The organism is Pseudomonas chlororaphis subsp. chlororaphis (assembly GCF_003945765.1).
Taxonomy (GTDB): domain Bacteria; phylum Pseudomonadota; class Gammaproteobacteria; order Pseudomonadales; family Pseudomonadaceae; genus Aquipseudomonas; species Aquipseudomonas chlororaphis.
Map to the genome: position 1 here is coordinate 475,536 of NZ_CP027712.1, position 11,415 is coordinate 486,950.

Sequence of the window (11,415 nt, forward strand, 5' to 3'; positions counted from 1 at the left end):
CTCGCTCCTACGAGTAGTGGGGCTAATTTAGAAGAGGCGGGCGAGAAGGGCGGTGACGGCGGTTTCGACCCGCAGGATGCGCTCGCCGAGCTGCACCGGTTGCAGGCCGGACTTGCCCAGCAGGTCGATTTCGTAGGGGATCCAGCCGCCTTCCGGGCCAATGGCCAGGGTCACCGGCTCATCCAGGCCGCGGGGGCAGGCCGGGTACTGGCCGGGATGGCCGACCAGGCCGAGGGTGCCTTCGACCAGCGCTGGCAGACGGTCTTCGACGAAAGGTTTGAAGCGCTTTTCGATGACCACTTCCGGCAGCACGCTGTCGCGGGCCTGTTCCAGGCCAAGAATCAGTTGCTCGCGAATCGCCTCGGGTTCGAGGAAAGGGGTTTGCCAGAAGCTTTTCTCGACCCGATAGCTGTTCACCAGCACCAGCCGGGGCACACCCATGGCGGCGACGGTTTGCAGCACGCGGCGGAGCATTTTCGGACGGGGCAGGGCCAGCACCAGGGTCAGGGGCAGCTTGGTCGGCGGCGGCTGGTCGAGGCTGACTCGCAGCTCGGCCTCCCCGGGCTCCAGGCGCAGTAGTTCGGCCGAGCCCATCAGGCCACCGATACGGCCGACCCGCAGGCTGTCGCCCACCGCGGCACGATGGACTTCCTGCATGTGGGTCAGGCGGCGATCGCGCAGGATCACCCGGTCGGCCGCGATGAAGTCGGCCTCTTCAAGAAGCAGCAGGTTCACGCTTGGGTCGCTGGCGGCTGGTCGTTGTGGTCTTCAGCCGGCTGGTCGTCCGGATGGTCGCCGCGCTTGCTGATCAGGCTGCCGAACAGGATGCCGATCTCGAACAGTAGCCACATCGGTACTGCCAGCAAGGTCTGGGAGAAAATGTCCGGCGGGGTCAGGATCATGCCGACCACGAAGCAGCCGATGATCACGTACGGGCGGATCTTCTTCAGGTAGGCGACGTTGACCACGCCGATCCACACCAGCAGCACCACCGCTACCGGGATCTCGAACGCCACGCCGAAGGCGAAGAACAGGGTCATGACGAAATCGAGGTAGCTGGTGATGTCGGTCATCATTTCCACGCCGGCCGGGGTGGCCGCGGCGAAGAACTTGAAGATCAGCGGGAACACCAGGAAGTAGGCGAAGGCCATGCCGATGTAGAATAACAGGATGCTGGAGACCAGTAGCGGTACGGCGATGCGCTTTTCATGCTTGTACAGGCCGGGGGCGATGAAGCCCCAGATCTGGTGCAGGATCACCGGGATCGCCAGAAACAGCGAGACCATCATCGTCAGCTTGAGCGGCGTCAGGAACGGCGACGCCACGTCGGTGGCGATCATCGTTGCGCCCGCCGGCAGGTACTGACGCAGCGGCGTGGAGACGATGGTGTAGATCTGCTGGGTGAAGGCGAACAACCCGCCGAAGATCAGGAAGATCGCCGCCACGCAGCGCAGCAACCGGGTGCGCAACTCGGTGAGGTGCGACACCAGCGGCATATGTTGGTCGTTTTCCGGAATATCGCTCATGGGGCTCGCGGCGGCAAAGTAGGGTCGTGGGGGGCTGGCGTGACAGGCGTTGTCACGGGCGCAGCCGGTTCGGCCGGTGCAGTTGCGGCAGTGGGGCTCGCCGTGGTCGCGCTGGCTGGCGCTTCAGGCGCCGCGGCGGGCGCATGAATGCTCTGCTCGGCCACGGGCTCGACCGGTGTCGGCTGTTGCTGGGTCGGATTGAGGATCTTCCGCGCTTCCTGTTCCAGCGACAGAATGTGTTCGTTGTGCAGTTGCCGACGAATTTCATCGGCACCGATTTCCCGTTCAACTTCCTGCTTGATCGCATTGAAGCTGCGCTTCAAGCGGCCGATCCACAGGCCTGCCGTGCGCGCGGCACCCGGCAGACGCTCGGGGCCGAGCACCAGCAGGGCCACCAGGCCGACGAGCAGCAGTTCAGAGAAGCTGATACCAAACATTAGTCAGTGCTCACGAGTCTTTGCGGGTCGGCTCTTCGACTTTTTGCGCCTGCACGTCGATGGTGTGCGGCTGGTTCAACGGAGCGCTTTGCGGCTGGACCGGTGGAGCAGGCTGGGCGGTCGGTGGCACGCCGGGCTCGGCGGGTTTTTCGTCGTCGTTCATGGCCTTGCGAAAGCCCTTGATCGATTCGCCGACGTCGGTGCCGAGGTTTTTCAGTTTCTTGGTGCCGAACACCAGCACCACGACAACCAGGATGACGATCCAGTGTTTCCAGTCAAAAATGCCCATGCTTCGTTTCCTCTCTAAATGATGTTCAGGCGGACGGACGCGAGGCTTTCTCGGCGTGTCCGGACAAACCGAAGCGCCGGTCCAGTTCATCGAGAACGGCCTGCGGATGCTGCCCCAGCTGGGCGAGCATGACCATGGTGTGGAACCACAGGTCGGCGGTTTCGTAGATCACATCGCTGCAGTCGCCGCTGTGGGCGGCGTCCTTGGCGGCGATGATGGTTTCCACCGATTCCTCGCCGACTTTTTCCAGAATCTTGTTCAGGCCCTTGTGGTACAGGCTGGCGACATAGGAAGTGTCGGCGGCGGCGCCTTTGCGCTCTTCCAGCACCTGGGCCAGACGGGTCAGGGTATCGCTCATGTTCAGTGTCCTGCTTGATAGATCGCGTGCGGGTCTTTGAGTACCGGATCGACCGTTTTCCAGTCGCCGTTTTCATAAACGCGGTAGAAGCAGCTCTGGCGGCCTGTATGGCAGGCAATGTCGCCGATCTGTTCGACCATCAGGATGATGACGTCGGCATCGCAGTCCAGGCGTATTTCATGGAGCTTTTGCACATGCCCGGACTCTTCTCCCTTGCGCCATAGCTTGCCACGCGAACGTGACCAGTAGATGGCACGGTTTTCGGCAGCGGTCAGGCTCAGCGCCTCGCGGTTCATCCAGGCCATCATCAGCACGCGCCCGGTCTTGTGATCCTGGGCGATGGCTGGCACCAGGCCGTCAGCGTCCCATTTGATCTCGTCCAGCCAATCTTTCATCTTCGACTCCGACAACAGGGCTCGACGCGCTCGTCGAGCCTCGGCGATGGGAAACAGTGTGCCAGCCGCTAGCCTGGCTGGCTATCGGCGCACGACCAGATACAAGCCCACGGCAATCATGATTCCAGCCGGCCAGTGACCCAGCCCGTTCAGCGGTCCGCCGGCCGCGAGGATCGCGCCACCGCTCAGGTGCGCCGCGCCGAGAAGACGCAGGAACCAGTCGTCCTTGCGCCGTTTCCAGGGCGGCGAAGGGTCCTGGGCATGGGGCTGGGACATGCGTTCGAGCAGGTCGCGGGTCATGTTGGCCAGGTGCGGCAGTTGCTCGACCTGGCTGTGCAGGTTGCCCAGCAAGGCTTTCGGGCTGACGCGCTCGCGCATCCAGCGTTCGAGGAACGGCTGGGCGGTGTTCCACAGGTCCAGCTCCGGGTACAGCTGGCGGCCCAGGCCTTCGATGTTCAGCAGGGTCTTTTGCAGCAGCACCAGCTGCGGCTGCACTTCCATGTTGAAGCGGCGAGCGGTCTGGAACAGGCGCATCAGCACCTGGCCGAAGGAAATATCCTTTAACGGTTTTTCGAAGATCGGCTCGCACACAGTACGGATCGCCGCTTCGAATTCGTTGAGTTTGGTCTCTGCCGGCACCCAGCCCGAATCGATGTGCAACTGCGCAACGCGCCGGTAATCGCGCTTGAAGAACGCGAACAGGTTGCGGGCCAGGTAGTCCTGGTCTTCCGGGGTCAGGCTGCCGACGATGCCGCAGTCGATGGCGATGTACTGCGGGCTCCAGGGCTGCACGGTGCTGACGAAGATGTTGCCCGGGTGCATGTCGGCGTGGAAGAAACTGTCGCGGAACACCTGGGTGAAGAAGATCTCCACGCCGCGCTCGGCGAGCATTTTCATGTCGGTGCGCTGGTCGGCGAGGGTGGCCAGGTCGGTTACCTGGATCCCGTAGATGCGTTCCATGACCAGCACTTTCGGCCGGCACCAGTCCCAGTAGACCTGCGGCACGTAGAGCAGTGGCGAGCCTTCGAAGTTGCGCTTGAGCTGGCTGGCGTTGGCCGCTTCGCGCAACAGGTCGAGTTCGTCGTAGATGGTCTTTTCGTAGTCACTGACCACGTCCACGGGGTGCAGCAGGCGGGCGTCGGCCGAGACCTTCTCGGCGGCCCGGGCGAGGATGAACAGCCAGGCCAGATCCTGGGCGATGACCGGCTTGAGACCTGGGCGGATGACCTTGACCACCACTTCTTCGCCGCTCTTGAGCTGGGCGGCATGGACTTGCGCCACCGAGGCGGAGGCCAGGGGCTCGATATCGAAGCGGCTGAACACCTCGCTGATTTTCTTGCCCAATTGTTCCTCGATCAGCGCCACCGACTTCTTCGAGTCGAAGGGCGGTACGCGGTCCTGCAGCAGCATCAGCTCGTCGGCGATGTCTTCGGGCAGCAGGTCGCGGCGGGTCGAGAGAATCTGCCCGAACTTGATGAAGATCGGTCCCAGGTCCTGCAAGGCCAGGCGCAGGCGTGCGCCGCGGCTCAGTTCCAGTGGCTTGCGCGGGAACCAGCGCCAGGGCAAGGCGTAGCGCAGCGCCAGGAGGAACCAGGGCAGCGGCAGGGCGAACAGCAGGTCATCGAGGCGGTAGCGAATCACGACGCGCTGGATGCGCAACAAACGGCGGACGGCAAGCAGCTTCATGCGTTATCGCTTGGGTCAAGGGATCGGGAAAGGCGCTCGAAGCGCGCCTCGAGGCGTTCCAGGTCGAGCTTGACCCGGTCCAGTTCGCTGAAACGGGCTTCGGCTTCGCGCTGGCCCACCAGGGTGCGCGACTCTTCGGCCAGGTATTCGGCAAGGTTCTGGTTCAGGCTGGCGAAACCCTGGCGATACCAGCGCGCGCGGCTACGGATATGGCCGCTGAACAGCTGGGTGGCCACCGGGCCGAGCCAGCGCGAGAGTTCGTACTCCCAGTCCAGCTCCAGGTCCTGGAGGACGGCCGCCAGTTCCAGCAGCACGCCGCTGTCGCCTTCCAGCTCGACCTCGGGACCGTGCAGCACCGCGGTCTTGTCCTGGCTCAGGGCCAGGCGCACCAGGCTCGAGGCCGGCGCCCGCAGGGTGCAGTCGGCGTCGGCGGCCCAATGTGTGGCGAGGGTCAAGCCCTCATCGCCGGGAATGACGAACAACTGCACGCTCGGGCTGCGGCAATCGACGGCAATGACCTTGCCGTTCAAAGGCTGCAAGCGTGGCAAAGCCGTGCTGTCGAGACGCAGTACACGGTTGAGGCCGTGTTCGACGCTGGCGAGCAGGCCGCTGAACAACATCAGGGTTTGATGCCGCGGTGCAGGGCGACGATGCCCGCGGTCATGTTGTGGTAGGTCACGCGATCGAAACCGGCCTCGACCATCATCGACTTCAGGGTTTCCTGATTCGGGTGCATGCGGATCGATTCGGCCAGGTAGCGATAGCTTTCCGAGTCGTTGGTGATCAGCTTGCCGGCCAGTGGCATGAAGGCGAACGAGTAGGCGTCGTAGACCTTGGACATCAGGGCGTTGGTCGGCTTGGAGAATTCCAGCACCAGCAGGCGGCCACCGGGCTTGAGTACCCGCAGCATCGAGCGCAGGGCATCTTCCTTGTGGGTCACGTTGCGCAGGCCGAAGGCGATGGTCACGACGTCGAAATGGTTGTCCGGGAACGGCAGTTTTTCCGCGTCGGCCTGAACGAACTCGATGTTGCCGGCCACGCCCTTGTCGAGCAGGCGGTCGCGACCGACCTTGAGCATGGAGGCGTTGATGTCCGCTAGCACCACCTGGCCGGTAGGGCCCACCAGATGGGAAAACTTGCGGGTCAGGTCACCGGTGCCGCCGGCGATGTCCAGCACCCGATTACCGGGGCGGACGCCGGACAATTCGATCGTGAAGCGTTTCCACAGGCGATGCATGCCACCGGACAGTACGTCGTTCATCAGGTCGTACTTGGCGGCCACCGAGTGGAACACCTCAGCGACTTTTTCCGCCTTCTGGCTTTCCGGAACGTTTTTGAAGCCGAAGTGAGTGGTGGGTTCGGCATCGCTGCCTTTGCGCTGATCAGTCATATCGCTGTCACCAAAAGAGAATGCGGGACATTCTAATCCCGGTGGCGGTCTTTGTCTTGGCAAGGCTGAATGTAAGATAGTGAAGCGCCGGGGCGTTTTGACGCAGCGCAGCTCAAGACGCTCAAGGCAAGTCCCGATAAATCAGGAGTCATTCAATGGCCCGTATAAGTGTTGAGCGTGCCCACGGCCTGGGTAAGGAGGCAGCCCGCGAAAAGGCTGACCAGTTGGCGCAGAAACTGGCCGATCAGTATGGGCTGGAGCCGCAGTGGTCGGGCGATACCCTGAACCTCAAGCGTTCGGGGGTCAAAGGTGCGGTGCAGGTGAGCGACGATTCGATCAGGGTCGATGTCGAGCTGGGCCTGTTGATGTCCGCCATGAGCGGCATGATCAAGTCGGAAATCGAAAAGGCGCTGGATAAAGCCCTGGTCTGAGGCGCTTTCGCGGAAGTCGGCTTGCCGGCGATTTCGGGTGTTGTCATGACGCCTGGGAAAGCATCGTTGGCGAGTTGGTTTCTCCAATAACCGTCCACTCTTTTATGACATTGGTTAGGGTGCCGATTCTAATTTTTCTCACTACTTTGTGCCTGAGCCCACTTTCCTGCGGGCAGTTCCTCAAACCTTCTGCGCGTGAGGTGCACTATGGCCAAAGTAATTCTGAAGAAAAAAGTTGATGCCGCATCAACCACTCTGAGTGAAGTCAAATCCTATGCCCGCAAGATCTGGCTGGCAGGCCTGGGTGCCTACACCAAGGTTGGCCAAGAGGGCAGCGAGTACTTTCAAGAACTCGTTAAGGCTGGTCAAACTGTTGAAAAGAAAGGCAAAAAAGTTGTGACTGAACAACTTGAGGCCGCCAACAGTCAGATTGATAGTGTGAAGGGGGATGTCACCAGTCTCAGAGGCAAAGTCGAAGTGCAACTGGATAAAGTCGAGAAGGCTTTTGACACGCGCGTCGCAAGTGCCTTGAATCGCATCGGCATTCCGTCTAAACATGACGTTGAGACACTCTCTGCTAAGCTCGATGAGCTGACGGCATTGCTCGAACGTGTCGCGCGTAAACATTAAGGAGAACGGGATGGCTGGTAAAAAGAATACTGAAAAAGAAGGCAGCTCGTGGATCGGGAAGGTCGAAGACTACTCCCGTAAAATCTGGCTTGCTGGTTTAGGCGTGTACTCGAAAATCGACACTGACGGCAGCAAGCTTTTCGAGTCGCTGGTCAAGGATGGCGAGAAAGCCGAGAAGCTCACCAAAAGCGCTGTCGGCAAGAAAGTCGACGCCGCCAAGGACTCCGCGAGCTCGGCAAAATCGCGCATCAGTGGCGTCAAGGACCGCGCGCTGGGCAAGTGGGACGAGCTGGAAGGTGCATTCGACAAGCGCTTGAACAGTGCCATTTCGCGTCTGGGCGTGCCTAGCCGCAATGAAGTCAAGGCGCTGCACAGCAAGGTCGACACCCTGACCAAACAGATCGAAAAACTCACAGGCGCCAAGGTGGCTCCGATCGCGGCCAAGACTGCAGCGGCCAAACCGGCGGCCAAGCCTCTGGCTAAAGCAGCGGCCAAGCCGGCAGCCAAGGCTCCGGCCAAGGCAGCAGCCAAGCCTGCGGCGAAACCGGCAGCCAAAACTGCGGCGGCCAAGCCGGCTGCAAAACCTGCCGCCAAGCCGGTAGCCGCCAAGCCAGCGGCAAAACCAGCGGCCAAGCCCGCTGCGAAACCGGTGGCGAAGAAACCAGCAGTGAAGAAACCGGCAGCACCCAAGGCCGCTGCACCGAAGCCTGCGGTTGCCGCCAAGCCGGCAGCACCGGTCAGCCCTGCGAACTCCGCAGTGGCGCCAACCCCTGCCGTCACCCCGACTGCCGCGCCAGCACCCGCGACGCCAACCAGTCAGTCCTGAGTTTTTCGGGGCATACAAAAACGCCCGGCCTGCAAAGGTCGGGCGTTTTTGTTCGTGGGGCTCTTGCGACGCCGGTCAATCGTGCTCGTCGAGGTAACGCAGGGCCATCTGCTCGGTGGCCAGTTTCGCCGGTGGCAGCAGGTGCGGAGCCACCAGCATCATGATCTGGTAGACCACCACCCGTACCTCGCCCTCGCGATCGAGAATGCGCTGATAGTCCAGCGAGAACAGCAGGGTCATGGTGATCTGTTCCACCAGTTGCCCCAGTGCCTGGGTATCGCTGACCAGTTGACCTGAAGCCTTGAGCCTGGCCAGCAGCGAGGCCAGGGTGCGCTTCAGGGCGTTGAGCAGGTTGCGAATTCCCTTGGCCAGCTTCGGCAGTCGTCCGGCCAGGTTGGACAGGTCCTGGAACAGGAAGCGGTAGTGCGCCAGGCGCTCGACGATCAGGTGCAGGAACAGCCAGTAGTCTTCGGGAGCCAGGTGCACATCGGCGGGCGGATCGAGCAGGGGCGCCAGCTCATTCTGAAAGCGCTCGAACAACCCGAGGACCAGCGGCTCCTTGCCGTGGAAGTGGTAGTAGAGGTTGCCGGGGCTGATCCCCATTTCGTTGGCAACTTCCATGGTCGAGACATTGGGTTCGCCCTTGTGATTGAACAGCAGCAGGGCACATTCGAGTATCCGGTCGCGGGTTTTCATCCAGTCTTCTTGGTTGTTCAGTCAGGCCGCGACCCTAGGGCCGCGGCGCGGGGAAATTCAGCGGACGCGCACGTAGGTGCCAGGCGCCGCCTCCATCGGTGGGTAATTCTGGTTACCCAGGGTCATCAGGGTTTCGCGCTGGGCACCGGAACGCTGCTGGATCCACTCCAGCCATTGCGTCCACCAACTGCCGTCGACGTGCTTGGCGTCGTAGTACCAGGCTCGCGGGTCGCTGCTGAGCTTGCCGTTTTCGACGTAGTTGGCCTTGGGGTTGCTCGGCGGGTTGAGGATGCTCTGCACATGCCCGCTGTTGGACAGCACGAAGCGCTTGTCGCCGCCCAGCAGCAGGGTTGAGCGATACACCGCATCCCAGGGGGTGATGTGGTCGTTGATGCCGGCGACGCTGAAGCTGTCGACCGTGACCTTTTGCAGGTCGATTGGCGTGCCGCACACTTCCAGGCCCCCGGGATGACTCATCGGGTTGTGCTTGAAGAAATCCAGCAGATCGCCATGAAAGGCAGCCGGCAGCCGGGTGTTGTCGTTGTTCCAGTAGAGGATGTCGAACGCGGGCGGCTCTTTGCCCAGCAAGTAGTTGTTGACCCAGTAATTCCAGATCAGGTCGTTGGGCCGCATCCAGGCGAACACCTTGGCCATGTCGCGACCGTCCAGCACACCGCGTTGATAGGAGCGGCGCTTGGCTGCCTCCAGGGTCTGTTCGTCGGCGAACAGGGTCGCCGGGCTGTCCAGCTGGCTATCCAGCAGGCTGACCAGGTAGGTGGAGCTGGAGACCCGACGCAGTTGTCGCTTGGCTTGCAGGTGGCCTTGCAGGGCGGCAATGGTCAGGCCGCCGGCACAGGCACCCATCAGGTTCACGTCACGACTGCCGGTGATCGCCCGGCAGGCATTCATGGCTTCCTCCACGGCCTCGACATAGCTCGACAGGCCCCATTCACGATGCCGGACATCGGGGTTGCGCCAGCTGATGATGAAGGTCTGCAGGCCGTTTTTCAGGGCGAACTGCACGAAGCTGTTGGTGGGGCTGAGGTCGAAGATATAGAACTTGTTGATCTGCGGCGGCACTATCAGCAAGGGCCGAGCGTACTGTTTTTCGCTCATCGGCTTGTACTGGATCAGTTCCAGTAGCTCGTTGCGAAACACCACCGAACCGGGGGTGGTGGCCAGGCTCCTGCCGACCTCGAAGGCCTGTTTGGTGACCTGGCTGGGCAGGCCGTTGTTATGCAGCAGGTCGTCGACCAGATGACCGATGCCGCGGATCACGCTGTTGCCGCCGGAGTTGAAGATTTCCTTGATCGCCAGCGGATTGAGCAGGGTGTTGGACGGTGCCACGGCATCGTTGAGCAGGTTGAAGGCAAAGTGCGCGCGGGCCCGGTCGTCCGCGCTCATGCCGCTGTCGTCGATCCAGTTTTTGATTTGCTTCTGCCAACTGAGATAGGCCTGCAGGCCACGTCGGTAAAACGGGTTCAGGCTCCAGGTCGGATCGGAGAACCGGCTGTCCTGGGGGTTGGGTTTGTGCAGTGTTTCGCCCAGTAGTACACGGCCCAATTGGCCACCTAGCGCCAAGGCATGGCGGGCGCTGTGCACCGGGTTGCGCAGGCCATAAGTGGCCACGCTGCGCAGAGTCGACAACAAGTCACGGCCACGCAGGCCGGTGATGGCGCTCTGGGCAGTGATGTAGGTGGCGGGCGTGGGCAGCGAGCCCGCCGTTGGTTTGTCTCGCATGCTTCAACACTCCTTCGTCAAGCCATCAACAAGCACACCAAGACAAACACCATAGTCGGTCCTGAACCATCCTGCGCGCGACGATCCTGTCGGCAGACGCTTTTTGCTACGTACCGCTGAACGGCGTCGGATGCGGGTGCATCACTGCCCGTTGTCGTTCCTCCTCGAGGAATTTCATGATGATCGGCGCCACGGCTTCGGCCCGGGTAATCAGGAACAGATGCCCGTCGTCGATGATGTGTAGCTGGGCATTGGGAATGCGCCACGCCAGCATGCGCATGTTGATCAGTGGGATCAGCGGGTCGTCGTCGCCGGCCAGCACCAGGGTCGGCTGGTGGATCTTGTGCAGCCAGTGGATGCTGGTCCAGCCGAGGCCGGCGAACAATTGCCAGTAGTAGCCCAGCTTGCCCGCCGAGCGGACCTTGCTGGCATGTTCGGCGGCGAGGTTGGGATCACGGCGGAACGAGCCACCGTAGATCAGGGGGGCGATGCGGATCACATGGGAGGGCTGGATGTAGCGCCGCGGGCTGGCCATCATCCACAGCACCTTGGGTTTGCCCGGCACCATGAAGGCGCCTGCGGCGGTGGCGGCCAGCACCAGTTTCTTGCAACGTTCGGGGTAGTCGTAGGCGAACTGCTGGGCCAGTGCCCCGCCCCAGGACACCCCGACCACATTGACCTGCCCATAGTCGAGGTAATCGAGCATGCGCGCGGTCAGCTTGGCCAGGCCGGGAAACCGGTAGGGGCGGCTCGGCGTCGAGGAGCCACCCACGCCCGGTACGTCGAAGGCGATGACTTCCAGGTCCGGGTCCAGAGCCTGGACGAATGGAAACACCAGCTCCAGGTTGGCGCCGATACCATTGAAGATCAGCAAGGGTGTCAAGTGAGGCTTGCCTGGGCGTACCGCGGTGCGGATGGTCTGGCCATCCAGGTCGACGGTGCGAAAGATGAACGGTTGAGGCATGCCTTGGCCCTGTTGGTGGAATCGTTGCCTGTAGGAGAGAGGCGCTT

The 11,415-nt window shown here is 62.0% G+C and carries 15 protein-coding genes; 3 read left to right on the plus strand and 12 right to left on the minus strand.

Annotated features, from left to right (window positions below):
* Positions 1 to 27: 27 nt before the first annotated feature.
* The 9 genes from C4K27_RS02100 to ubiE all read right to left on the minus strand — a co-directional run bounded on the left by C4K27_RS02100 (position 28) and on the right by ubiE (position 6,081).
* On the minus strand, positions 28 to 735 hold the full coding sequence (locus C4K27_RS02100) for a 16S rRNA (uracil(1498)-N(3))-methyltransferase (RefSeq protein WP_009041803.1): 708 nt from the start codon (positions 733 to 735) through the stop codon (positions 28 to 30).
* Positions 732 to 1,526 carry a twin-arginine translocase subunit TatC gene (gene tatC, locus C4K27_RS02105; protein WP_053259344.1) on the minus strand — a complete coding sequence of 265 codons (795 nt, stop codon included), beginning with the start codon at positions 1,524 to 1,526 and terminating at the stop codon, positions 732 to 734. Before tatC ends, C4K27_RS02100 begins: the two co-directional genes overlap by 4 nt.
* Positions 1,523 to 1,963 carry a Sec-independent protein translocase protein TatB gene (gene tatB / locus C4K27_RS02110; protein WP_009041805.1) on the minus strand — a complete coding sequence of 147 codons (441 nt, stop codon included), beginning with the start codon at positions 1,961 to 1,963 and terminating at the stop codon, positions 1,523 to 1,525. The genes tatC and tatB overlap by 4 nt, the downstream gene beginning before the upstream one ends.
* A gap of 10 nt (positions 1,964 to 1,973) precedes the next feature.
* Positions 1,974 to 2,252, minus strand: a complete 279-nt coding sequence (locus C4K27_RS02115; protein ID WP_007925884.1) for a twin-arginine translocase TatA/TatE family subunit — start codon at positions 2,250 to 2,252, stop codon at positions 1,974 to 1,976.
* Between the two features lie 25 nt (positions 2,253 to 2,277).
* Complete coding sequence (locus C4K27_RS02120; protein ID WP_007925883.1) at positions 2,278 to 2,610, minus strand: phosphoribosyl-ATP diphosphatase; 333 nt, start codon at positions 2,608 to 2,610, stop codon at positions 2,278 to 2,280.
* Between the two features lie 2 nt (positions 2,611 to 2,612).
* Complete coding sequence (hisI, locus tag C4K27_RS02125; protein ID WP_053259345.1) at positions 2,613 to 3,005, minus strand: phosphoribosyl-AMP cyclohydrolase; 393 nt, start codon at positions 3,003 to 3,005, stop codon at positions 2,613 to 2,615.
* An 81-nt stretch (positions 3,006 to 3,086) separates the two neighbouring features.
* The gene (ubiB, locus tag C4K27_RS02130; protein ID WP_053259346.1) at positions 3,087 to 4,691 is read right to left on the minus strand and encodes a ubiquinone biosynthesis regulatory protein kinase UbiB; all 1,605 of its coding nucleotides are present in this window, start codon (positions 4,689 to 4,691) and stop codon (positions 3,087 to 3,089) included.
* Entirely contained in the window at positions 4,688 to 5,311 is a 624-nt protein-coding gene (locus tag C4K27_RS02135; RefSeq protein ID WP_007925880.1) for a ubiquinone biosynthesis accessory factor UbiJ, read from the minus strand. The genes ubiB and C4K27_RS02135 overlap by 4 nt, the downstream gene beginning before the upstream one ends.
* Positions 5,311 to 6,081: a bifunctional demethylmenaquinone methyltransferase/2-methoxy-6-polyprenyl-1,4-benzoquinol methylase UbiE gene (gene ubiE / locus C4K27_RS02140; protein ID WP_007925879.1), complete on the minus strand. Its 771-nt coding sequence runs from the start codon at positions 6,079 to 6,081 to the stop codon at positions 5,311 to 5,313. Before ubiE ends, C4K27_RS02135 begins: the two co-directional genes overlap by 1 nt.
* A gap of 155 nt (positions 6,082 to 6,236) precedes the next feature.
* On the opposite strand from ubiE, the gene C4K27_RS02145 reads away from it, so the two are divergent.
* The 3 genes from C4K27_RS02145 to C4K27_RS02155 all read left to right on the plus strand — a co-directional run bounded on the left by C4K27_RS02145 (position 6,237) and on the right by C4K27_RS02155 (position 7,968).
* Positions 6,237 to 6,512: a polyhydroxyalkanoic acid system family protein gene (locus C4K27_RS02145; RefSeq protein ID WP_053259347.1), complete on the plus strand. Its 276-nt coding sequence runs from the start codon at positions 6,237 to 6,239 to the stop codon at positions 6,510 to 6,512.
* 207 nt (positions 6,513 to 6,719) lie between these two features.
* Positions 6,720 to 7,142 carry a phasin family protein gene (locus tag C4K27_RS02150; RefSeq protein ID WP_007925877.1) on the plus strand — a complete coding sequence of 141 codons (423 nt, stop codon included), beginning with the start codon at positions 6,720 to 6,722 and terminating at the stop codon, positions 7,140 to 7,142.
* 10 nt (positions 7,143 to 7,152) lie between these two features.
* Positions 7,153 to 7,968 carry a phasin family protein gene (locus C4K27_RS02155; RefSeq protein WP_053259348.1) on the plus strand — a complete coding sequence of 272 codons (816 nt, stop codon included), beginning with the start codon at positions 7,153 to 7,155 and terminating at the stop codon, positions 7,966 to 7,968.
* Positions 7,969 to 8,043: 75 nt separating this feature from the next.
* Here C4K27_RS02155 and C4K27_RS02160 read toward each other — a convergent pair whose 3' ends face one another.
* The 3 genes from C4K27_RS02160 to phaZ form a co-directional block, all read right to left on the minus strand.
* Complete coding sequence (locus tag C4K27_RS02160; RefSeq protein ID WP_053259349.1) at positions 8,044 to 8,664, minus strand: TetR/AcrR family transcriptional regulator; 621 nt, start codon at positions 8,662 to 8,664, stop codon at positions 8,044 to 8,046.
* Between the two features lie 57 nt (positions 8,665 to 8,721).
* A complete protein-coding gene (gene phaC, locus C4K27_RS02165) occupies positions 8,722 to 10,404 on the minus strand; it encodes a class II poly(R)-hydroxyalkanoic acid synthase (RefSeq protein ID WP_053259350.1) in 1,683 nt (560 codons plus the stop codon).
* Positions 10,405 to 10,510: 106 nt separating this feature from the next.
* Positions 10,511 to 11,368: a poly(3-hydroxyalkanoate) depolymerase gene (gene phaZ / locus C4K27_RS02170; protein ID WP_007925872.1), complete on the minus strand. Its 858-nt coding sequence runs from the start codon at positions 11,366 to 11,368 to the stop codon at positions 10,511 to 10,513.
* Positions 11,369 to 11,415 lie beyond the last annotated feature (47 nt).

Coding starts and splice junctions, on each gene's coding strand:
- tatC (WP_053259344.1), bottom strand. CDS start 1,526: ATGAGCGATATTCCGGAAAACGACCAACATATGCCGCTGGTGTCGCAC.
- tatB (WP_009041805.1), bottom strand. CDS start 1,963: ATGTTTGGTATCAGCTTCTCTGAACTGCTGCTCGTCGGCCTGGTGGCC.
- C4K27_RS02115 (WP_007925884.1), bottom strand. CDS start 2,252: ATGGGCATTTTTGACTGGAAACACTGGATCGTCATCCTGGTTGTCGTG.
- C4K27_RS02120 (WP_007925883.1), bottom strand. CDS start 2,610: ATGAGCGATACCCTGACCCGTCTGGCCCAGGTGCTGGAAGAGCGCAAA.
- hisI (WP_053259345.1), bottom strand. CDS start 3,005: ATGAAAGATTGGCTGGACGAGATCAAATGGGACGCTGACGGCCTGGTG.
- ubiB (WP_053259346.1), bottom strand. CDS start 4,691: ATGAAGCTGCTTGCCGTCCGCCGTTTGTTGCGCATCCAGCGCGTCGTG.
- C4K27_RS02135 (WP_007925880.1), bottom strand. CDS start 5,311: ATGTTGTTCAGCGGCCTGCTCGCCAGCGTCGAACACGGCCTCAACCGT.
- ubiE (WP_007925879.1), bottom strand. CDS start 6,081: ATGACTGATCAGCGCAAAGGCAGCGATGCCGAACCCACCACTCACTTC.
- C4K27_RS02145 (WP_053259347.1), top strand. CDS start 6,237: ATGGCCCGTATAAGTGTTGAGCGTGCCCACGGCCTGGGTAAGGAGGCA.
- C4K27_RS02150 (WP_007925877.1), top strand. CDS start 6,720: ATGGCCAAAGTAATTCTGAAGAAAAAAGTTGATGCCGCATCAACCACT.
- C4K27_RS02155 (WP_053259348.1), top strand. CDS start 7,153: ATGGCTGGTAAAAAGAATACTGAAAAAGAAGGCAGCTCGTGGATCGGG.
- C4K27_RS02160 (WP_053259349.1), bottom strand. CDS start 8,664: ATGAAAACCCGCGACCGGATACTCGAATGTGCCCTGCTGCTGTTCAAT.
- phaC (WP_053259350.1), bottom strand. CDS start 10,404: ATGCGAGACAAACCAACGGCGGGCTCGCTGCCCACGCCCGCCACCTAC.
- phaZ (WP_007925872.1), bottom strand. CDS start 11,368: ATGCCTCAACCGTTCATCTTTCGCACCGTCGACCTGGATGGCCAGACC.